We start from the raw sequence: 18,673 nt of genomic DNA, 5'->3' as shown, positions 1-18,673 counted from the left end.
CACATCGAGAGGTTGACACCATGTACCATCCGCCATTCACCTTGCCCCGGCTGCCGCATCTGTCGTATTGGCTGGGCTTCGGCTATCTGAGCCGGCACGGCAAGATCGCCAGCGGCATGCAGGAGGAGCACAACTTCCAGCCCTGTGTCGGCCTGGACCTGTTCCGCCGCGGCGAGGACAAGCTGCTCGAGTACTGCGAGAAGCACGTTCCCGAGCATGTCGACGACATCCCCATCCACGAGGTGGATGCGAAGGACGCGACGCCGGAAATGATGGAGAAATTCCGCCTCTGGCAGCTGCCGGTGGTGATCAAGGGCGGCGCGCGCCACTGGAAGGCCTTCCAGGAGTTCGATCTGGACTTTTTCGCCAAGCACTACGGCGATATCGACGTGCCGGTCCACTCCGAGCCGAACCAGACCTTCCCAGACGACGGCAAGCCGGTGCCGCTGAAGAACTTCTACCAGATGAGCTATGTGAAGATGCGCGATCTGGTGCAGTCGGTGGTGACGGACGAGCGCTACAGCGCCAAGGCGATCGAGGACGTCATGCACGAGAACGGCGGCTCGCTGATCAAGGACTATTGCGACCTGAACCACATCCACCACCTGTCCAGGCTGATGGAGTACCGGAAGAAGTGGTATTTCAAGACGGTGCCGGTCGGCTATGTGATCTCGAAGCAGCTGTTCATCCAGTCGCAGCGCTCGCACACGCTGTGGCATACCGAGCCGGGCTACAACTATTTCGTCGCGATAGCCGGCGAAAAGGACTGGCGCGTCACCTCGCCGTATTATTCGTCCGGCCTGTACTCCGTCATCAAGGACAACGCGACCTATCACGTGTCCCGCGTGGACGGCCGCGAGCCGAACGCGGTGATCGCCCGGCGCGGCTTCCCGCTGTACCAGTACATGCCGAAGTACAAGGTCAGGGTCTCGGCCGGCGACATCCTGGTGTTGCCGCCCTGGTGGTGGCATACGGTGTCGAACGCGCCCGGCTCGCACTCGATTTCGCTGACCTTCCGTACGATAGCCGAGCCCAATCTGTACGCGCCCATGCTCAACTACCTGAAGTGGCGGGATCCGCACGCGAAGGAAATCCGCCGCAAGGTGCTGCAGCACGGCCGGCTGTTCGACGAGGACATCGCCTCGTCGCTGTACGCCTTCGCCGATCCGCGCAACGATCTGCGTTCGCGGCAGGCGGCCGACTGAGAGCGCGAGGCCGGCTGGCCGTCGCCAGCCGTTTTTCAGATTCGACGCCGGCGAGCCGGCGGGGAGGACAGATGCGGACAGACCGCAGGCAATACCATGGAGGCCGCCATGGCCAATGACAGCGCGGCCCAGCAACTGAACGCGATGCGGCCGGAAGTCGCGGCCAGGCTGATATTCGAATCGTTCAAGAAACCCGCCCGCACCGCGGTCCGGCCGGCGGACGCGCCGGTGCTGGCCCGCGCGCGGCGCGTGCCGCTGGAGGTGGACGGCAATCCGGTGGCGGTCTACCAGTGGGGGGACGGCGAGCGCATCGCGGTCTGCATCCATGGCTGGAGCGCGCGCGCCACCGATTTCACCGCCTTCGTCGAGCCGCTGGTCGACGCCGGATTCCGGGTGCTGGCCTTCGACAATCCGGGACACGGCGATTCCGGCGGCGACACCGCCACGCTGCTGGACATCCGGGCCATCCTGCTGGCGTTGCAGGAGCGCGTCGGCCCGGCCGACACCGTGATAGGCCATTCGCTGGGCGTGCTGTACGCGTTCTACGCGCTCAATCACGGCGTCGCCGCCTCGCATCTGGTCGCGCTGTCCGGCGTGTCCGACTTTTCCTATCTGATCGCCCGCTATACCGCGGCGATGCAGCTGGGCGACGAAACGGTGGGCCTGCTGCGGCGCCACCTGGAGCAGATGTTCGGCAGGACTACGATCTGGGAGGAGTTCTCCTCGCACAACAATCTGTCCGGACTGCGCGCCCGCGTCAGCCTGATACACGACGCCGACGACGATTTCGTCGAGCTGTCGCAATCGGAAAAACTGGCGGCTGCGCTCGGCGACCGGGCCGGCCTGCACGTGACCCGCGGGCTGGGACACCGGCGCATCCTGGCGGAACCGGCCGTCGTTTCGCATGTCTTGAATGAAATCGGCGGCCAGCGGCCGCCGGCGTCGCCGGCGCGCGCCGGCATTGCAGAAAAGGGACGGTAACTTGAAGCAGGCACCGCTTATCGTTGCCGCCGGCGGCATCAACGCGGCCGGCCGCACCTCCGGCCACCGCGGCTATCAACGGCTGGTTTTTCCGCATCTGCCGGCCGGCGCCGTCGACGCCACCATGCAGGACCTGGCCGTCAGAATGGGGCTGGGGGAGTTGTGGCGGGACGACGCGGCCGCCGCGCGGCGGCGGGTGCTCGACGGCACGCTGGTGCGCGACGCCAGCAAAGAGCGGCCCTGGCTGGCGGAGCGCCCGGTGCGCAGCGCCGCGCTGCTGCCGCGCGGCTTCGACCCCGGCGCGCTGTATCCGTCGCGCAACCACCCGGCCGGCATCCGTATGACGGTCTACGCGATGGCGGACGCGCTGGCGTCGCTGGGCCTGTCGTGGGACGGCGTCTGCCGCCTGGTCGGCCCGGACCGGGTCGCCGTCTATGCCGGCAGCTCGATAGGCCAGGTCGACTCGGCCTCGATGACGACGCTGGTGCAGCAGTCCATGGCCGGCAAGCGGGTCAGCACCAAGCTGCTGCCGCTGTCCTTCCCCGAGATGCCGGCCGACTTCATCAACGGCTACATCCTGCACAGCATAGGACGGACCGGCGCCAGCCTCGGAGCCTGCGCCAGCTTCCTCTACAACCTGCAGCAGGGGGTGCAGGACATCCAGTCGGGACGGGCCCTGGTGGCCGTCATCGGCGGCGCCGAGGCGCCGGTCGAGCCGCCGGTGCTGGACGGTTTCGCCGCCATGGGGGCGCTGGCCACGACCGACAAGCTGCCGCTCGGCGACGACGGCCAGCCCGATTACCGCCGCGCCTGCCAGCCTTTCGGCCGCAGCGCCGGCTTCGTGCTGGGGGAGTCGGCCCAGGTGCTGATCCTGATGGCCGACGAGCTGGCGCTGGAGCTGGGCGCCAATGTGCTGGGCATGGTGGCCGACGTCTTCGTCCATGCCGACGGCGCGAAGAAATCGATCACCGAGCCCGGCATAGGCAACCATATCAGCATGCTGAAGGCGGCGGCGCTGGCGCGCTCGCTGCTGGACGGGCGGGGCAGCCTGTACGTGCACGCGCACGGCACCGGCACGCCGCTGAACTGCGCGACCGAGGCGGCGATATTGCAGGCTGTGGCCGAGATGCTGGGCACGGCGCGGCTGGCGGTCACGTCGATCAAGCCCTTTGTCGGCCATTCGCTGGGCACCGCCGCCGGCGACCAGATCGCCGCCGCGCTGGGCGCCTGGCGCCACGGCTGGGTGCCGGGCATCACGACGATAGACCAGGTGGCGGAAAGCGCCGCCGGAACGTCGCTGGACGTGCTGACCGAGGCGCGCGAGATCGGCGCGGCCGAGGCGGTCATCGTCAACGCCAAGGGCTTCGGCGGCAACAACGCCTCCGCGGTGCTGCTGGGGCCGGAGCCGACGCTGGCGCGGCTGGCCGCGCGTTACGGCGAGGCCCGGCTGGTCGACTACCGGCGCCGGCTGGAAGGGACGCTGCACCGGATCGCCGACGCCGACGACAATGCCTGCCAGGGCAAGGAGGCCGTGCGCTATCAGCCCGGCGGCGGGGTCGACCACGATCACGGCCGGGTGCGCGTCGACGCCGACGGCCTGCATGTGGACGGCTACGGACAGCCGATCGCGCTGCCGGACGGCGAGGCGCTGCGCGCCTATTTCGGCGGCGGGCGCTAGCCGGTCCGGCCTGGCCAGCGGTCGTCGCAGACCAGCTCGGCCAGGTCCTGCCGCCGCGCCCAGTTCTGCTCTTCCAGCATAGGCCGCGGGTAGAAGGCCTCGACGTGGCCTATGCACAGTATCGCCACCGGCCGCGCGCCTTCCGGCATCGCCAGCAGCGCGGCGAGCTTGTCCGGGTCGAATATCGACACCCAGCCCAGGCCCAGGCCCTCGGCGCGCGCGGCCAGCCACATGTTCTGGATCGCGCAGGCGACCGAGGCCAGGTCCATTTCCGGCAGCGTGCGGCGGCCGAACACGTGCCGCTCGCGGCCGTCCATCAGCGCGGCCACCAGCACTTCGCCGCATTCGAGCAGCCCCTCGACTTTCAGCTTCATGAACGCGTCCTCGCGCTCGCCGAGCGCGCGGGCGGTCTGGACGCGCTCCTCTTCCACCAGCGCGTGCAGGCGATGGCGCAAGTCCATGTCGCGGATGCGGATGAAGCGCCACGGCTGCATGAAGCCGACGCTGGGCGCCAGGTGGGCGGCGGCCAGCAGGCGCTGCAAGGTGTCGGGATCGACCGGATCCGGCTTGAAGTGGCGCATGTCGCGGCGTTCGCGTATCGCGCGGTAGACGGCGTCGATGTCGGATTGCGGGTAACGGTGGGGATTCATTGCAGAAACAGGCTCGCTGCGGCTGGGGGATTGGACGGGAAGTAGGCGTGGAAATAGCTGGCCAGCAGGCTGCCGCGGCGGTACAGCGCCTCGCCCTGGCCGGCGCCGCTGGCGCGCGCGGCGCGGGCGATCGGTTCCAGAGCCGTTTCCAGCCGGGTGTAGTGGAAGGTGTGGCCGCGCAGCGCGCCGCCGGGGAAGTCCATCTGTTGCAGGCCCAGCCCGCACAGCCTGTCTTGAAGGACCGCCTGGCCGGGCAGCAGCCCCAGCATCGCCGCGCTGTCGCCGTCGCGCTTGCTCAGCCTGTCCAGCAGGTAGAGCATGCCGCCGCACTCGGCGTACAGCGGTTTGCCGGCCTCGGCATGGCGATGCAGCTCGGCCTTCAGCGCCGCGTTGGCGGACAGCGCCTCCAGATGCAGCTCCGGGTAGCCGCCGGGCAGGTAGACGGCGTCGCAGTCGGGCAGGGCCGCGTCGGCCAGCGGCGAGAAGAAGGCCAGTTCCGCGCCGAGCTGGATCAGGGTTTCCAGATTGGCCGGATAGACGAAGGCGAAGGCGGCGTCGCGGGCGATGGCGATGCGTTTGCCGGCGAGCAGCGGCGGTGTCTCGGCCGGCTCGACGGCGGGGAAGGCCACCGGCGGCGGCAAGTCCGCCAGCGCGGTGCCGGCGATCTGCGCCGCGGCGCGATCGAGACGGGCGTCGAGGTCGGCGATCTCCTGCGCCTGCACCAGGCCCAGATGGCGTTCCGGCAGCCGCGCCGCCTCGTCGCGGCTGAGCGCGGCCAGCAGCGGCAGCCGGGCGGGCAGCCGCTCGGCCAGCATCTCGGCGTGGCGCGCGCTGGCGACGTGGTTGGCGACGAAGCCGTGGAAGGCGAGGCCGGGGCGGAAGCCGGCCAGGCCGTGGGCGACGGCGGCGAAGGTCTGCGCCATGCCGGCGGCGTCTATCACCGCCGCCAGCGGCACGCCGAGCAGGGCCGCCAGATCGGCGCTGCTGGGCGTGCCGTCGAACAGGCCCATGCTGCCTTCGATCAGGATCAGGTCGGCTTCGGCGGCGGCCCGGTGCAGCCGCGCGCGGCAATCGTCCTCGCCGTTCATCCACAGGTCCAGGCCGTAGACTTCGTTGCCGCTGGCTTGCTTCAGGATGTAGGGATCGAGGAAGTCCGGCCCGGTCTTGAACACCCGCACCCGTCGGCCCTGATTGCGATGATGGCGGGCCAGCGCCGCGGTCACCGTGGTCTTGCCCTGGTGCGAGGCGGGCGCGGTCAGGAACAGCGCCGGGCAGCGCAGCGGCTTCATCAGAACTCCACCCCGCGCTGCGCCTTGATGCCCTGTTCGCGGTAAGGGTGCTTGACCAGGCGCATCTCGGTGACCAGGTCGGCCGCTTCCAGCAAGGCCTCCGGCGCGTGGCGGCCGGTGACCACTACGTGCTGCATCGCCGGCCGGGCGGCGAAGGCGGCCAGCACCTCGTCCAGCGGCAGGTATTCGTATTTCAGCACCACGTTCAATTCGTCCAGGATCACCATGTCGTAAGCCTCGCTTGCCAGCATCGCCAGCGCCTGCTCCCAGCCCTTGCGCGCGGTGGCGATGTCGGCCTCGCGGTCCTGGGTGTTCCAGGTATAGCCCTCGCCCATCGTGTAGAAGTCGCAGTTGTCGAAGCCGCCCAAGAGGTCGCGCTCGGCGGTGTGCAGCGCGCCCTTGATGAACTGCACGACGCCCAGGCGCATGCCGTGGCCGACGGTGCGCAGGCCCATGCCGAAGGCGGCGCTGCTCTTGCCCTTGCCGGTGCCGGTGTTGACGATGAGCAGGCCCTTCTCGCCGGTGGCGGCGGCCTTTTTCTTCTCGAAGCCCGCCTTGCGCTTCTCGGTCATGCGCTGGTGGGAGGCCGGATCGGTTTTCATTGTGTCGTCCTTGCGTGTGGGGCGCGCGCCGTCAGCGGCGCAGCAACCAGATGAAGAAGGCGCCGCCGACGGCGGCGGTGCCGACGCCGACCGGGATGTCCTCCGGCGCGATCAGCGTGCGAGCGGCGGCGTCCACCCAGATCAGGAACAGCGCGCCCAGCAGCGCGCAGGCCGGCAGCAGCCGGCGGTGGTCGGCGCCGACGCAGCGGCGGGCGATGTGCGGAATCATCAGGCCGACGAAGCCTATCGCCCCGCTGACCGCCACCATGGTGCCGGTCAGCAGCGAGGAGGCGGCGAACACCGTCAGCCGCAGCCGGGTCACCCGTATGCCCAGCGTGACCGCGGTCTGCTCGCCGGCCATCAGCGCGTTCAGCGGCCGCGCCACCGCCAGCAGCGCGGCCAGGCCCAGGCACAGCGCGGCCAGCGGCGCCGGCAGCAGCTCCCAGCGCGCCTGGCCCAGGCCGCCCAGCATCCAGAACAGCACCGCCGGGGCCGAGCGGTGGTCGCCCAGATAGAGCATCAGATTGGCCAGCGCCATCAACAGGAAGGACACGGCCACGCCGGCCAGCAGCAGCCGTTCGGCCTGCAGCCGGCGCTGGCGCACGGCGATGCCGGTGACCAGCAAGGTAGCCAGCAAGGCGCCGGCGAAGGCGGCCAGCGGCAGCGTGGCGCCGCCCAGCACATTGCCGCTGAACAGCAGAACCGTCACCGCGCCCAGCGTGGCGCCGGAGCTGACGCCCAGCAGGTGCGGGTCGGCCAGCTGGTTGCGGGTGGTGGCCTGCAGCGCGGCGCCGACCAGGGCCAGCGCGGCGCCGACCATGCCGCCCAGCAGCACGCGCGGCAGCCGCAGCTGCCAGATGATCAGGTCCTGGCCCGGCTGCCAGGCCGGTTCCACCGGCAGGCCCAGCTGGTGCAGCAGCACATTGGCGCTGACGGCGAAGTCCACCGGCGCGGCGCCCAGGCCGGAGGCCAGCGGCAGCGACAGCGCGAGCAGGATCAGCAGGCCGCCCAGCAGCGGCCAGGCCGGTGTACGGTTGACGGCGGCGCGGCTCACTTGGCGAAGGCTTCCGGATGCAGGCCGCGCGCCAGCATGGCTATCGCGTCGGCGTTGGCGATGCCGGGCGTCGCGCTGTCGTAGGGCAGCACGATGAAGCGATTGGCGCGTACCGCCGCCATCTTGTTCAGCGCCGGATGCTTTTTCAAGAAGTCGATTTTTTGCTGGGCGCTGACCTTGCCGTAATCGACGATGACGATGGCCTGCGGATTGCGCGCCACCACGGTCTCCCAGTCGACTCGGGTCCAGCTGGCGTTGACGTCGGCGAGGATGTTGCGGCCGCCGGCGGCCTGGATCAGCGCGTCCGGCATCGCCAGTCGGCCGGCGCTGAAGGGGCGGTCCTCGCCGCTGTCGTAGACGAAGACCGACGGCGTGGCCTTGCGCCGGGCGACGCGGGCGGCGACGCCGTCGACCTTGGCGCGCATGTCGGCCACCACTTTTTGCGCGCGCGGCTCGACGTCGAAGATGCGGCCGAGGTTGGCGATATCGCGGTAGACGTCGTCCAGGCTGGCGGCCGGGCGCTTCATCACGTGGGCGCAGGATTCGCTGAGCTCGTAGACCTGGATGCCCAAGGGCGCCAGCGAGGCCGGCGTCACCGGGCCGCCGACGCGCAGGCCGTAGTTCCAGCCGGCGAAGAAGAAGTCGGCGTTGCGGGCCAGCAGCGCTTCCGACGACGGGTAGTCGCCGGCCAGCTCCGGCAGCTTGCCCAGCGCCTGTTTCAGCGGCGCGTTCAGCTTGTTCCAGGCGCTGATGCCGGTATAGCCGGCCATACGGCTCTGCAAGCCGAGCGCCACCATCATCTCGGTCATATTGATGTCGTGGCTGACGGCGCGCTGCGGCGCGCGCTGGAAGGTGACCTGGCGGTTGCAGCTCTGCACGGTCAGCGGATAGGCGGCGGCGTGGACCTGGGACACGGCGATGGCGGAGAGGCCGGCGGCCAGCAACAGGGGGAAGTCAAATCTCATGGCAGGGTTCTTCGGTAATCAGGGTGATGCGGGGATGGCCGGCATGCGGGTGGCGGTCCACCAGCGCGCGCACGCCGAACACCTCGGCCAGCAGCGCCGGCGTCAGCACCGTTTCCGGCGCGCCGCTGGCGACGACGCGGCCGGCCTTCAGCGCGTAGAGCCGGTGGCAGAAGGCGGCGGCCAGGTTCAGATCGTGCAGGGTGGCGACGGCGGCGATGCCCAGCCGGCGCACCAGGCGCAGCAGCGACAATTGGTGGCGCAGGTCCAGGTGGTTGGTCGGCTCGTCCAGGATCAGCAGCTCCGGCTTCTGGGCCAGCGCCCGCGCCAGCAGCGCGCGCTGCTTCTCGCCGCCGGACAACGTGGCGAAAGGCTGGTCTTGCTGCGAGATCAGGCCGACCTGGGCCAGCGCCTCGTCGACGATGGCGCGGTCGTCGGCCGATCCGCCGCGCAGCAGCGACTGGTGCGGGATGCGGCCCATGTCGGCCACCTCGCGCACGGTCAGGCCGAAGTCCTCCGGGAATTCCTGCAGCACCACCGCGACGCGGCGGGCGAAGGCGGCGGCGGATTGGCCCCAGATGTCGGCGCCGTCCAGCCTGGCCTCGCCGGCCAAGGGCTTGTTGAAGCGGAAGGCGCAGCGCAATGTGCTGGTCTTGCCGCTGCCGTTGGGGCCGATGACGCCGACGAACTCGCCGGGCCGGACGGTCAGCGCGATGTCGCGCAGCAGCCTGGCCTCGGGCGCTGCCGCCGGGTCCGGCGACCAGTCCAGGCCGCATAGTTCCAATGCGCTCACCGCCTAGCTCCAGTGCGCGCCGGTGATGTCGCGCAGCAAGGCCACCACGCGCGGGCGGCTGGGGTGGTAGCCGATGAAGACCAGCTGCGCCTGGCGCGGCGGAGCCAGCGCCTCGTCGCGGCTCAGCTCGATACGGCTGCGCACGCCCTGGGCCAGCAGCCGGCCGGGGCCGTCGGCGCAGGCGGCGAAGCCCTTGATGCGCAGCAGCGGCTCCTCGCGGGCGATGGCCTGCAGCGCGGCGGCCAGCCTGTCTGCGTGCTGCGCCTCCTTGCTGCGGATCATGAACGATTGCCAGCCGGGGTCCTGCTCGTGGAAATGCTTGTGGGTGGCCAGGCCGTGGCTGTGCGCGGCCTGGCCGCCGTGGCTGTGGCCGTCCAGCAGCGTCTGGTTGGCCAACGGCCGCATCGCCAGCCCCGGCATGCTGGCCACCGGGCCGTAATGGCGGTGCGCGGCCGGCGAGGCCTCGTGCAGGTGCAGGCCCAGCGTCAGCCGGGTGTCCAGCTTGGCTTGGTAAGCCAGTTCGATGAAGCGGATAGCCGGCGCCTGCCTGCGCACGGCTTCCTCCGCCGCCAGCAGATCGTCGGCGGACAGCGCGTCTATCTTGTTCAGCACGACGATGTCGGCGTGGCCCAGCTGCTGGTCGAACAGCTCGGCCACCGCGTCGGCCTTGCCCTGGTCTCCTGCCGGCGCGAAATGGCCGGCCAGCAGCAGCGGGGTGTCGACCACCGCCAGCGTCGCGTCCAGCACGAAATAGGGCGCCAGCGCCTCGCTTTGCAGCTGCGCCATCACCGCGCTGGGCAGCGCCAGGCCGGAGGTTTCGATCAGCACGTGGTCTATCTGCTGGCGGCGCTGCCACAGCGCCAGCATCGTCGGCAGGAAGTCGGCGTCGTCGTCGTAGGCGACCAGGCCGTTGGCCAGGTCGTGGATCTCGACGCCCTGGTTCTCGCCGTCGCGCAGCAGGCCGCCGTCTATCGACACCTCGCCGAACTCGTTGACCAGGATGGCCAGCCGCCGTTGCTTATTGTTCTCCAGCAGCTTGGACAGCAGCGTGGTCTTGCCGGCGCCGAGGAAGCCGGTCAGTACGGTGACGGGAAGGCGCGGCGCGCTCATGCTTGTTCTCCCTTGGGCAAGGCCGCCAGCAGCGAGGCGAAGTCGCCGAAGGCCTGCGGATAATCCAGTTGCGGGCGGTCGATGACGATGAAGGGGATGCCCAGCGCCGCCGCGGCCGCGGCCTTGGCGTCGAAGCCGCCGGCCTCGCCGCCGTCCTTGCTGATCACGCAGTCTATGCCCCAGTCGCGCCACAGTGCCTCGTTGGCGGCCTGCGAGAACGGGCCCTGCATCGCGCAGATGCGCGAGCGCGGGATGCCCAGGTCCAGCGCCCGCTGCAGATGCTGCGGGTCCGGCGCCAGGCGGACGAACCATTGATGCTTCTGCTCCGCGTCAACGGCGAGGAAGCGGTGCAGCTCCTTGCTGCCGGTGGCGAGGAAGACGCGGCGTCCTTCAGCCATCGCCAGCCTGGCGGCCGCGTCGCTGTCGGCGCAGCGGATCACCGGATGTTCGCTGCCGCTGGCCGGCCGTTCGTAGCGCAGATAGGGCAGGGCCAGCTCCTCGGCCAGCGCCATCAGCTGCTGCGACATCTCGCTGGCGTAAGGGTGGGTGGCGTCGACGATGGCCGAAGCCCGGCTGCCGGACAGCAGCTCGCGGCGGCGCTCGACGCCGAGACGGCCGCTGACGGTGGCGACGCCGGGCACGGCCTGCCGCGCCTGTTCGTCGCCGTAGTCGCTGGCGCTGCTGACCACCACCGGACGGCCGGTTTCGGCGATGGCGCGGGACAGCGCGTTGCCGTCGCTGGTGCCGGAAAACACCCAGGCCGCGCCGGCGGGCAGCGCGTCGGCCTTCACCGTGTCGCTGGTGTCGGACCAGTTGAAGTAGCCGCGCGGGGTGAACATCCAGTTGCGCTTGCGGCGGGTGAAGCGGTTGCCGATGACGATGCTGGTCAGCATGTCGAAGCGGCGGGTCCGCAGCTCGGCCAGCGTGACGATCTCCACCGCCTGGTCTTCGCGGTAGGCGTTGCGGACGATGCCGCACAGCGTTTCCGGCTTCTTGTGCTCCAGCATGATGTCCAGGATGCGGTACACGCCTTCCTGGCGCTGGCGGCTCTGCACGTTGTAGAACACCACCGCCAGGTCGGCCTGGGCGATGTGGCGGGCGCGGGTTTCTATCCATTCCCACGGGCACAGCAGGTCGGACAGGCTCAGCGTGGCGAAATCGTGCGACAGCGGCGCGCCGAGCAAGGACGCGCAGGAATTGGCCGAGGTGATGCCGGGGATCAGCTGGACGTCGAACACATCGTCCTCGCGCATGTCCTCGTAAGCCAGCGTGGCCATCGCGTAGACGCCGATGTCGCCGCTGGACAACAGGGCGACCGTCTTGCCGGCGCGGGCCTCCTCCAGCGCCAGCTGCGCGCGTTCGCGCTCCTGGGTCAGCGGCAGGGTGCGGATGTCCTTGCCGGCGATCCACGGTTGCACCCAGGTCAGGTAGAGGTCGTAGGAGACGATCACGTCGCTCGCCGCCAGCGCCTGGCGGGCGAGCTCGGGGATCAGTTCGGCGCGGCCGGGGCCGACCGAGACGAGGTAGAGTTTGCCGGTCATTCTGTCAGTTATCCATTTATTGCATAGGGCGGAAGCATCGGCTTGGCCGGGGTGTTCCGCCTGCTAAAGTCATTTTTCGTGCCTGCTTCGCAGGTGATGTTTAGGGGCGGTTCCACCGCCGGGGGCAAGGGGGGCTGCGCGGCCAGCCCCCCTTGCAACCCCCAGGCCGCCCCTACGCCGCGCGAATTCCCGGCAAAAATCAGGCTGGCAAGGCGCTGCCGAACTCGCCGTGCGCTAGCGTCGCACGGCTCAAACAAGCGGCAGCTTAAAACCTTGCCAGCCTGATTTTTACCGGCGCGCGACAAAGGGGAGTGGGGGCGCGTCGTCAATGTTTTACCTTCTTGTATGAGCTCCATCGTGGCATCGGTGGCCATCGTCATGTTCATGCGAGCCATTCCACCCCGTCTTCCACCACCGCCACCGTCACCCCATCCACCGCGGTCTTGGGAACGATCAGCCGTCCTCTGGGACTGGCGATCAACGCGCACGGCTCGCACACGCCGTCGACGCCGACGTTCTGCCGCACCCAGTCCGACGGCGCGCCGGTCCAGCCGCGGGCGGCGACATCTTCGCGGGCGATGACGCGCAGCGGCAGCGCGTGGCGGCGACAGAATTCCAGCAGGCCGGCTTCGTCGGCCTTCAGGTCTATCGTCGCCACTTCGCGTACTTCGGACAGCGGCCGGCCGGCCAGCGCTTGCCGCACCGCCAGTTCGATGGCCTCGGCGCTCTTGCCGCGGCGGCAGCCTATGCCCAGCGTCAGCGGCTTGACCGCCTCCGTAGCGGTGGTGATGGCCGGCACCGCGCCGCTCAGCCGCGCCGCTTCGTAAGCCAGCGCATTGGCGCCGCCTTCGTGGCCGGACAACAGCGGGATGGCGAAGCGGGCGGCTTCGTCCATCACCACCACCGCCGGGTCGCTGTACTTGCTTTGCGGCAGGCCGTCCAGGTAGCGGACGGCGATGCCGCTGGCCATGATCAATATCCAATGGCTGTGCAGGTGGAAGGCGGCGCGGAATTGCTCGCGGCCGCTGGCGCCGGCATCCAGCCACGGCTGGTACAACCGGGCATCCAGCGCCGCCGCCAGCTTCCGGCCCAAGGGCAGCGCCTCGGCGCGCACCAGCCACACGGCGCAGCTCATGCCTGGCTTTCTTTCTGCAGGCTGGCCCGCTTGGTCTTGCGCTCGTCGCCGTCGCGGAAGATGTGGGTGAAGCCGGCCGCGTACAGGCTGGATTCGACGCCGCCTTCGCGCGACAGCGCCTCGCCGACCAAGAGCAGCGTGGTCAGCAGCCAGTCCTTCTGCTTGACCTCGGCGAGCATCCTGCCCAGCGTGCTGCGGTGGACCGATTGGTCCGGCCAGCTGGCGCGGCGCACCAGCGCCACCGGGGTATCCGGGGGGTAGTGCAGCGACAGGTCGGCGACGGTCTGTTTCAGCCGCTGGCCGGACAGGAAGATGCACATCGTCGCGCGGTGGGCGGCGAAGCTGGCGATCGACTCCGTCTCCGGCACCGCGCTGGCGCGGCCACTGGTGCGGGTCAGGATGATGGACTGCGACACCTCGGGCCGGGTCAGTTCGCTGCCCAGCGCGGCGGCGGCGGCGGTGAAGGACGACACGCCGGGGACGACTTCGTAGTCTATGCCCAGCGTTTCCAGCCGGCGCATCTGTTCGTTGGTGGCGCCGTAGATCGCCGGGTCGCCGGAGTGCAGCCGCGCCACGTCCTTGCCCTCGGCCTGGGCGCGGCGGTACAGCGCTTCCTGCTGGTCCAGGTTCAGCTCGGCGGTGTCGTGGATCTCCGCGTCCGGGCGGCAGTGGCTGAGCATCTCGGCCGGCACCAGCGAGCCGGCGTACAGCACCATCGGGGCGGCGCCCAGCAGGCGGCTGCCGCGCAGCGTGATCAGGTCGGCGGCGCCGGGGCCGGCGCCGATGAAATACACTTTCATGAATGGCGTCTTTCTCTGGCTGTCTTGCGGATCAGCATGGTGGCGAGGTAGCCGCTGGCCTCGGCCGTCAATTGCGAGGCGTCGGCGCACAGCACTTCGCCGGGCAGGCCGATGCGGCGGGCGAAGGCGCACAACCGGGCGATGCCCATCTGGTTCAGCAGCGCCAGCACCTCGGGCAGCCGCTTGCCTATCTTCATCAGCACCACGATGTCATTGGCTTCGATGTCGGCGCGCAGCGTTCCCATATCGTCGGGGCAGGGCAGGATCAGCATGCGTTCCTTGCCTTCGCCCAGCGGCCAGGACAGCGCCGACGCGGTGGCGGCGAAGCTGGTGACGCCGGGGAAGGTCTGCGTCTCTAGTTCCGGCAGCATCTCGCGCAGCGCCGCCAGCAGATAGCCGTAAGTCGAATAAGTCATCGAGTCGCCTATGGTCAGGTAGGCGACGTTTTGGCCGGTTTTCAATTCGGCGGCCAGCCGCTCGGCCAGCGCGCCGTAATGGCGCGACAGCGCGCCGCGGTCCGGATTCATCTCGAACTCGATCTCGCGAAAGCGGCTTTCGTCCAGCTCCAGCCCGGCCAGGCATAGTCGGGCAACCGACGTGTCGCTGGAGGTAGCGCGCGGCAGGTAGACGATGTCGGCCTCGCGCAGCGCGGCCAGCGCCGCCACCGGAATCAGGCCGGCCGGGCCGGGGCCGACGCCTATGCCTATGAGCGTGCCCAGCCTCATGCGGCCTCTCCCAGCGGGGTGCCGTCCATGCTGAACAGCCGCACCGCCACCTGACGCACGCTGGGCACCTTGGTGGCCATCCGCGCGGCGGTGCGGCGTTCTATCTCCATCCAGTAGCCGCGCGCGTCCGGCTGGCTGTTCATGATCTGCACTACGTTCTCCACGGTATTCGCTTGTTTGATTGTTTCCACCAGCTCGGGCGGATAGCCCAGGTCGGCGGCGACGCCGGCGACGGCGTCCATCGCCATGCCGCTCTTGCCGGAGTGGGTGTCCCAGACGCCGTCCAGCAGCTTGGCGATCTTGCCGGGGTGGCCCAGCACCCACAGCGTGTCGAGGATGCGGCCCTGCTCGATCAGCACCGACTCGGCGAAGTCCAGCGAGTCGCCGACGAAGTTGGCGATCTGGACGACCTGTTTCTTCTGAAGCCCCAGCGTGTCGGCGGCGTAGCCGCGGCCTATCTTGCCGGGGGTGAAGGCGATGGCCGGCGGCAGCTCGCCCAGCGCCACCCGCACATAGACCTCGATCGACGCGATCCACGCCGCCTGCGACATCGGCTCGACGATGCCGCTGGTGCCGAGGATCGAGATGCCGCCGACGATGCCCAGCATCGGGTTGAAGGTGCGCTTGGCGATCTTGTCGCCGTCGACGCAGCCTATCGCCAGGTCGATGCCGGGGTCGGGCCGGCCGGCCAGTACTTCGTCCACCGCCATCCGCATCATCTGCCGCGGCACCGGGTTGATCGCCGGCTCGCCGGGCGGGATGCGCAGGCCGGGCTGGGTCACCATGCCGACGCCGGGCGCGGCCAGGAAGCGCAGCGCGCCTGTGTGGTTCAACTTCACCTCGGCGAAGATCGTCGCGCCGTCGGTGTTGTCCGGGTCGTCGCCGGCGTACTTCAGCACCTCGGCGCGCACGGTGTTTTCGTCCAGCCAGGCCACGCTCTGCACCGGCACCGCCAGGTAGAAATCCGGGTCCGGCAGGCTGATGAAGACCTCGTCGGCGTCCACGCCGTCCAGCAGCAGCATCAGCGCCGCCTTGACGGCGGCGGTGGCGCAGCTGCCGGTGGTGCGGCCGCGGCGCATGCCGTTGGGGGCCGGGGCTGCGAGGTCGTAGGGCTGGCGCACCGGGCTCATTCTTCCCGTTGCTGTTGCTGATGGACGTGTTCGATCGCGTCTATCATCAGCGCGTTGACCACGGTGGCCGCCCACGGCGAGCCGCCGCGGGTGCCGCGGTTGGTGATGCGCGGCACTTGCAGCAGCGCGCGCAGCTCTTCCTTGCATTCGCGGGTGCCGACGAAGCCCACCGGCAGGCCCACCACCAGCTGCGGCCGCCAGCCGTTCTCGCGCACCAGGCGCACCACTTCGCGGATCGCCGTCGGCGCGTCGCCTATCGCCACCACGCAGTCGTTGCCGAATTTCTGCCAGGCGCGGCGGATGCCGGCGGCGGAGCGGGTGAGGCCGCTGGCCTCGGCCAGCAGCCGGGTTTCCTCGTCGTGCACGCCGCACCAGGTTTCCACTTCCAGCTGGCGCAGCACCTCGCGCTTGAGGCCGGTTTCCACCATGGTGACGTCGGTGACCACGCGGCGGCAGCGCAGCAGCGCGCGCATGCCGGTTTCGCAGGCGCCGGGCGAGAAGAACAGGTCGTCGACGCTCGCGAAATCGCCGGTGGTGTGCACCAGCCGCATCAGCGCGGTGCGCTGCTCGGCCGGGAAGGCCGACCAGTCGCGGCCCTCGTCTATGATGCGCATGCTTTCCGCCTCGATAGGATGCGGGGTGTAGCGCTTCCAGGCCGGCGGCTGATTGGCGGCAGGCTCGCGCTCCAGCAGGCCGCGCACCTTGCCGTGGTGGCCGCGCTGCGGCTCGCCCACCTGCTGCTCGAAACCGACGATCTGCACCCGGTACTTGCACAGCGCGCAGTTCATCGCCGCGCGGCCTTCGACGCCTTCCCGCGCCCGCTCCAGGAATACCTCGGCCACTTGGGCGTCCGGGCCCAGATAGCCGGCGCTCAGCACCTCTATCTCCGGATGGCGCGCCGCCAGGTCCGCCGCCGCGCCGTAGATGCGCTTGACCAGCACGCCGTCGAACAGGAAGTAGGGCAGCACCACGATGCGGCGGTAGCCCAGCATGGCGGCGGCGCGCAGGCCGTCGGCCACCAGCGGCTTGGCGGTGCCGGAGTAGCAGACGAAGGAGGCGGCGAAGCCCAGGCCTTCCTCCAGCATGCGCGCGAGCTTGGAGATTTCGGAGTTGGCGTCCGGGTCCGAGGTGCCGCGGCCCACCACCACCAGGCAGGCGTCGTTGCGCGACACGGTCTGCGGCGACGTGGCCTCGGCCTCGACAATGCGCTGGCGGCACAGCGCCAACAGCCGCGGATGCAGGTCCAGCGCCGCGCCGAAGTGGAACGTCACGCCCGGATGCGCCTGCTGCAGCGCCAGCAACTCGCTGGGCATGTCGTTCTTGGCGTGGGTGGCGGCCAAGAGCACGCCGGGCACCATCACCACGGTCTTGGCGCCGGCGGCGATCACCTGCTCCACCGCCTCGTCTATCGTCGGGCGGGCGAACTCCAGAAAACCGTGGGCGACGGGGCGCTCGCCGGCGCGCGTCTTCAGCGCGTCCACCAGCCGCATGAATTCGTTGACCCCGTCCGGGTCGCGGCTGCCGTGGCCGGCCAGCACGATGGCGTAGTCTTGCTGGCTCATTTGTGGGTCGGCTCGATCTGGCTGTCCATAGGCGCGAGCGTGCGGATCAGCATGATGCTCATGTCGGAGAAGCGCTGCTCGGCGCACTCGGCCAGCGTGCCGCGCCATTCCGCCTCGTTGCGGGTCAGGTTTTCCCATACCTCCACCTGCTGGCCGGCCGGGATGCCGTTTTCCAGCAGGTAGGCGGCGATGTGCCAGGGCATGAAGGAGCGCGCCTCGTCCCACGGGCAGGGGATCACGATGGCGTTGCGGCCGTCCTGCAGCACGTGCACCAGGTGGCGCTTGAACGGGGTCAGGTCGCCGCGGCGGTGGAAGGTGATGAAGCTGGTCTCGTCGAAGCACACCTTGCCGCGCGAGGCCAGGATCTGCGCCGAGGAGATGCCCGGTATCGTCTCCACCGGGTGGCCACAGGCGCGCTCCACCCGCTCCAGGTACTGGAAGCCGCTGAAGTGGATGTCGCCCATGAACACCACCACGCACTTCTTGCCGGCGTGGTGGCGCTCGGCGACGATGTCCAGCTGGGCCACCTGGTCACGGTAGCCCATCTGTATCACTTCGGCGCTGTCCGGGATCAGCGGGCGGACCACGTCCACTACCGCGTTGAAGCCGGCCACCACGTCGGCCTCGCGTATCAGTTGGGCCGAGCGCTGCGGCAGGTAGCCGATGTCGCCGGGGCCGGCGCCTATGCAGATGATCATGCGTATTCTTTCCTTGTTTCGTTGGCGGCGGACGGGCTACAGGACGCCAGCGCCACCGTAGTTCCGATGACGATCAGCGCCGGGCTGTGGATGCCGGCCGCGCCCATGTCTTGTTCCAGCGCGTCCAGCGTGCTCAGCACCTGGCGCTGCTGCGGCAGCGTGCCGTTTTCTATCGCCGCCGCCGGGGTGTCGGCTGCGAGGCCGTGGCGCAGCAGCTCGGCGCGGATCAGCGGCAGCCGCTTGACGCCCATATAGATCACCAGCGTCATGCCGCTTTGCGCCAGCGCCTGCCAGTTGGGCTCGTCGCCGTCCTGGTGCGGGTGGCCGGAGACGAAGGTCACGCCGTGGACGAAATGGCGATGGGTCAGCGGGATGCCCAGCGTGGCCGGCACCGCCAGGCCGGCGCTGAGGCCGTTGACGATTTCCACCTCGACGCCGGCGGCGCGCAGCGTCAGCATTTCCTCGCCGCCGCGGCCGAAGACGAAGGGATCGCCGCCCTTGAGGCGCGCCACCGTCTTGCCGGCGCGGGCTTCGTCTATCATCCGCTGCTCGATCGCGGCCTGCGGTGTAGACGGGCAGCCGCCGCGCTTGCCCACCGGCACGATTTCGGCGTCCGGCCGCAGCATCGTGCGAATGTCCGGATGCACCAGATCGTCCACCAGCGCCACGTCGGCCAGCTTCAGGCAGCGCGCGGCCTTCAGCGTCAGCATGTCCAGGTCGCCGGGGCCGGCGCCTATCAGGTAAACCTTGCCCGTCAT

19 protein-coding genes are annotated in these 18,673 nt (G+C 69.6%); 3 read left to right on the top strand and 16 right to left on the bottom strand.

The genetic code is table 11. From position 1 onward, the window contains the following. Positions 1-20 precede the first annotated feature (20 nt). The 3 genes from WNM05_RS17000 (at position 21) to WNM05_RS16990 (ending at position 3,864) form a co-directional block, all read left to right on the top strand. The gene (locus WNM05_RS17000) at positions 21-1,205 is read left to right on the top strand and encodes a cupin-like domain-containing protein (RefSeq protein ID WP_434629046.1); all 1,185 of its coding nucleotides are present in this window, start codon (positions 21-23) and stop codon (positions 1,203-1,205) included. A 108-nt stretch (positions 1,206-1,313) separates the two neighbouring features. Next, the gene (locus WNM05_RS16995) at positions 1,314-2,186 is read left to right on the top strand and encodes an alpha/beta fold hydrolase (protein ID WP_434629044.1); all 873 of its coding nucleotides are present in this window, start codon (positions 1,314-1,316) and stop codon (positions 2,184-2,186) included. Position 2,187: 1 nt separating this feature from the next. After that, positions 2,188-3,864, top strand: a complete 1,677-nt coding sequence (locus tag WNM05_RS16990) for a beta-ketoacyl synthase (RefSeq protein WP_434629042.1) — start codon at positions 2,188-2,190, stop codon at positions 3,862-3,864. Here the strand turns inward: WNM05_RS16990 and bluB are convergent. Genes bluB through cobA form a run of 16 tightly spaced genes read right to left on the bottom strand, consistent with a single transcriptional unit; the run spans position 3,861 to position 18,673 of the window. Beyond that, positions 3,861-4,514, bottom strand: a complete 654-nt coding sequence (gene bluB, locus WNM05_RS16985; RefSeq protein ID WP_434629040.1) for a 5,6-dimethylbenzimidazole synthase — start codon at positions 4,512-4,514, stop codon at positions 3,861-3,863. The genes WNM05_RS16990 and bluB overlap by 4 nt on opposite strands. Beyond that, a complete protein-coding gene (locus WNM05_RS16980; protein ID WP_434629038.1) occupies positions 4,511-5,803 on the bottom strand; it encodes a cobyrinate a,c-diamide synthase in 1,293 nt (430 codons plus the stop codon). Before WNM05_RS16980 ends, bluB begins: the two co-directional genes overlap by 4 nt. Next, entirely contained in the window at positions 5,803-6,405 is a 603-nt protein-coding gene (cobO, locus tag WNM05_RS16975) for a cob(I)yrinic acid a,c-diamide adenosyltransferase (RefSeq protein WP_434629036.1), read from the bottom strand. Before cobO ends, WNM05_RS16980 begins: the two co-directional genes overlap by 1 nt. A gap of 31 nt (positions 6,406-6,436) precedes the next feature. Then, positions 6,437-7,459 (bottom strand): FecCD family ABC transporter permease, encoded by a 1,023-nt coding sequence (locus WNM05_RS16970; RefSeq protein WP_434629034.1) that lies wholly within the window; start codon positions 7,457-7,459, stop codon positions 6,437-6,439. Further along, complete coding sequence (locus WNM05_RS16965) at positions 7,456-8,424, bottom strand: ABC transporter substrate-binding protein (protein WP_434629032.1); 969 nt, start codon at positions 8,422-8,424, stop codon at positions 7,456-7,458. Before WNM05_RS16965 ends, WNM05_RS16970 begins: the two co-directional genes overlap by 4 nt. Then, positions 8,414-9,214, bottom strand: a complete 801-nt coding sequence (locus tag WNM05_RS16960; protein WP_434629030.1) for an ABC transporter ATP-binding protein — start codon at positions 9,212-9,214, stop codon at positions 8,414-8,416. The genes WNM05_RS16965 and WNM05_RS16960 overlap by 11 nt, the downstream gene beginning before the upstream one ends. Before the next feature lie 3 nt (positions 9,215-9,217). After that, complete coding sequence (locus tag WNM05_RS16955; protein ID WP_434629028.1) at positions 9,218-10,324, bottom strand: CobW family GTP-binding protein; 1,107 nt, start codon at positions 10,322-10,324, stop codon at positions 9,218-9,220. Then, the gene (gene cobJ, locus WNM05_RS16950) at positions 10,321-11,865 is read right to left on the bottom strand and encodes a precorrin-3B C(17)-methyltransferase (RefSeq protein WP_434629026.1); all 1,545 of its coding nucleotides are present in this window, start codon (positions 11,863-11,865) and stop codon (positions 10,321-10,323) included. Before cobJ ends, WNM05_RS16955 begins: the two co-directional genes overlap by 4 nt. Positions 11,866-11,873: 8 nt before the next feature. Further along, complete coding sequence (locus WNM05_RS16945) at positions 11,874-12,251, bottom strand: hypothetical protein (RefSeq protein ID WP_434629025.1); 378 nt, start codon at positions 12,249-12,251, stop codon at positions 11,874-11,876. After that, entirely contained in the window at positions 12,248-13,000 is a 753-nt protein-coding gene (locus WNM05_RS16940; RefSeq protein ID WP_434629023.1) for a cobalamin biosynthesis protein, read from the bottom strand. The genes WNM05_RS16945 and WNM05_RS16940 overlap by 4 nt, the downstream gene beginning before the upstream one ends. Continuing rightward, positions 12,997-13,800 carry a precorrin-4 C(11)-methyltransferase gene (cobM, locus tag WNM05_RS16935; protein ID WP_434629021.1) on the bottom strand — a complete coding sequence of 268 codons (804 nt, stop codon included), beginning with the start codon at positions 13,798-13,800 and terminating at the stop codon, positions 12,997-12,999. Before cobM ends, WNM05_RS16940 begins: the two co-directional genes overlap by 4 nt. Continuing rightward, the gene (gene cobI / locus WNM05_RS16930; RefSeq protein ID WP_434629019.1) at positions 13,797-14,525 is read right to left on the bottom strand and encodes a precorrin-2 C(20)-methyltransferase; all 729 of its coding nucleotides are present in this window, start codon (positions 14,523-14,525) and stop codon (positions 13,797-13,799) included. The genes cobM and cobI overlap by 4 nt, the downstream gene beginning before the upstream one ends. Continuing rightward, positions 14,522-15,655, bottom strand: coding sequence for a cobalt-precorrin-5B (C(1))-methyltransferase CbiD (cbiD, locus tag WNM05_RS16925; RefSeq protein ID WP_434629017.1), 1,134 nt, complete (start codon positions 15,653-15,655; stop codon positions 14,522-14,524). Before cbiD ends, cobI begins: the two co-directional genes overlap by 4 nt. Next, complete coding sequence (locus WNM05_RS16920; protein ID WP_434629015.1) at positions 15,652-17,217, bottom strand: precorrin-8X methylmutase; 1,566 nt, start codon at positions 17,215-17,217, stop codon at positions 15,652-15,654. The genes cbiD and WNM05_RS16920 overlap by 4 nt, the downstream gene beginning before the upstream one ends. Next, positions 17,214-17,915, bottom strand: coding sequence for a cobalt-precorrin-7 (C(5))-methyltransferase (locus tag WNM05_RS16915; protein ID WP_043611910.1), 702 nt, complete (start codon positions 17,913-17,915; stop codon positions 17,214-17,216). Before WNM05_RS16915 ends, WNM05_RS16920 begins: the two co-directional genes overlap by 4 nt. Beyond that, on the bottom strand, positions 17,912-18,673 hold the full coding sequence (gene cobA / locus WNM05_RS16910) for a uroporphyrinogen-III C-methyltransferase (protein WP_434629013.1): 762 nt from the start codon (positions 18,671-18,673) through the stop codon (positions 17,912-17,914). Before cobA ends, WNM05_RS16915 begins: the two co-directional genes overlap by 4 nt.

This window comes from Chromobacterium sp. CV08, from assembly GCF_051129845.1.
Classification (GTDB): domain Bacteria; phylum Pseudomonadota; class Gammaproteobacteria; order Burkholderiales; family Chromobacteriaceae; genus Chromobacterium.
The sequence above is the reverse complement of the archived record's forward strand: the minus strand, read 5'-3'. Positions and strand labels throughout refer to the sequence as shown.

What these genes read in the sequence shown, in the direction of transcription:
- WNM05_RS17000 (WP_434629046.1), top strand. Translation starts at nt 21, where the DNA reads ATGTACCATCCGCCATTCACCTTGCCCCGGCTGCCGCATCTGTCGTAT.
- WNM05_RS16995 (WP_434629044.1), top strand. Translation starts at nt 1,314, where the DNA reads ATGGCCAATGACAGCGCGGCCCAGCAACTGAACGCGATGCGGCCGGAA.
- bluB (WP_434629040.1), bottom strand. Translation starts at nt 4,514, where the DNA reads ATGAATCCCCACCGTTACCCGCAATCCGACATCGACGCCGTCTACCGC.
- WNM05_RS16980 (WP_434629038.1), bottom strand. Translation starts at nt 5,803, where the DNA reads ATGAAGCCGCTGCGCTGCCCGGCGCTGTTCCTGACCGCGCCCGCCTCG.
- cobO (WP_434629036.1), bottom strand. Translation starts at nt 6,405, where the DNA reads ATGAAAACCGATCCGGCCTCCCACCAGCGCATGACCGAGAAGCGCAAG.
- WNM05_RS16965 (WP_434629032.1), bottom strand. Translation starts at nt 8,424, where the DNA reads ATGAGATTTGACTTCCCCCTGTTGCTGGCCGCCGGCCTCTCCGCCATC.
- WNM05_RS16955 (WP_434629028.1), bottom strand. Translation starts at nt 10,324, where the DNA reads ATGAGCGCGCCGCGCCTTCCCGTCACCGTACTGACCGGCTTCCTCGGC.
- cobJ (WP_434629026.1), bottom strand. Translation starts at nt 11,865, where the DNA reads ATGACCGGCAAACTCTACCTCGTCTCGGTCGGCCCCGGCCGCGCCGAA.
- WNM05_RS16945 (WP_434629025.1), bottom strand. Translation starts at nt 12,251, where the DNA reads ATGAACATGACGATGGCCACCGATGCCACGATGGAGCTCATACAAGAA.
- WNM05_RS16940 (WP_434629023.1), bottom strand. Translation starts at nt 13,000, where the DNA reads ATGAGCTGCGCCGTGTGGCTGGTGCGCGCCGAGGCGCTGCCCTTGGGC.
- cobM (WP_434629021.1), bottom strand. Translation starts at nt 13,800, where the DNA reads ATGAAAGTGTATTTCATCGGCGCCGGCCCCGGCGCCGCCGACCTGATC.
- cobI (WP_434629019.1), bottom strand. Translation starts at nt 14,525, where the DNA reads ATGAGGCTGGGCACGCTCATAGGCATAGGCGTCGGCCCCGGCCCGGCC.
- cbiD (WP_434629017.1), bottom strand. Translation starts at nt 15,655, where the DNA reads ATGAGCCCGGTGCGCCAGCCCTACGACCTCGCAGCCCCGGCCCCCAAC.
- WNM05_RS16920 (WP_434629015.1), bottom strand. Translation starts at nt 17,217, where the DNA reads ATGAGCCAGCAAGACTACGCCATCGTGCTGGCCGGCCACGGCAGCCGC.
- WNM05_RS16915 (WP_043611910.1), bottom strand. Translation starts at nt 17,915, where the DNA reads ATGATCATCTGCATAGGCGCCGGCCCCGGCGACATCGGCTACCTGCCG.
- cobA (WP_434629013.1), bottom strand. Translation starts at nt 18,673, where the DNA reads ATGACGGGCAAGGTTTACCTGATAGGCGCCGGCCCCGGCGACCTGGAC.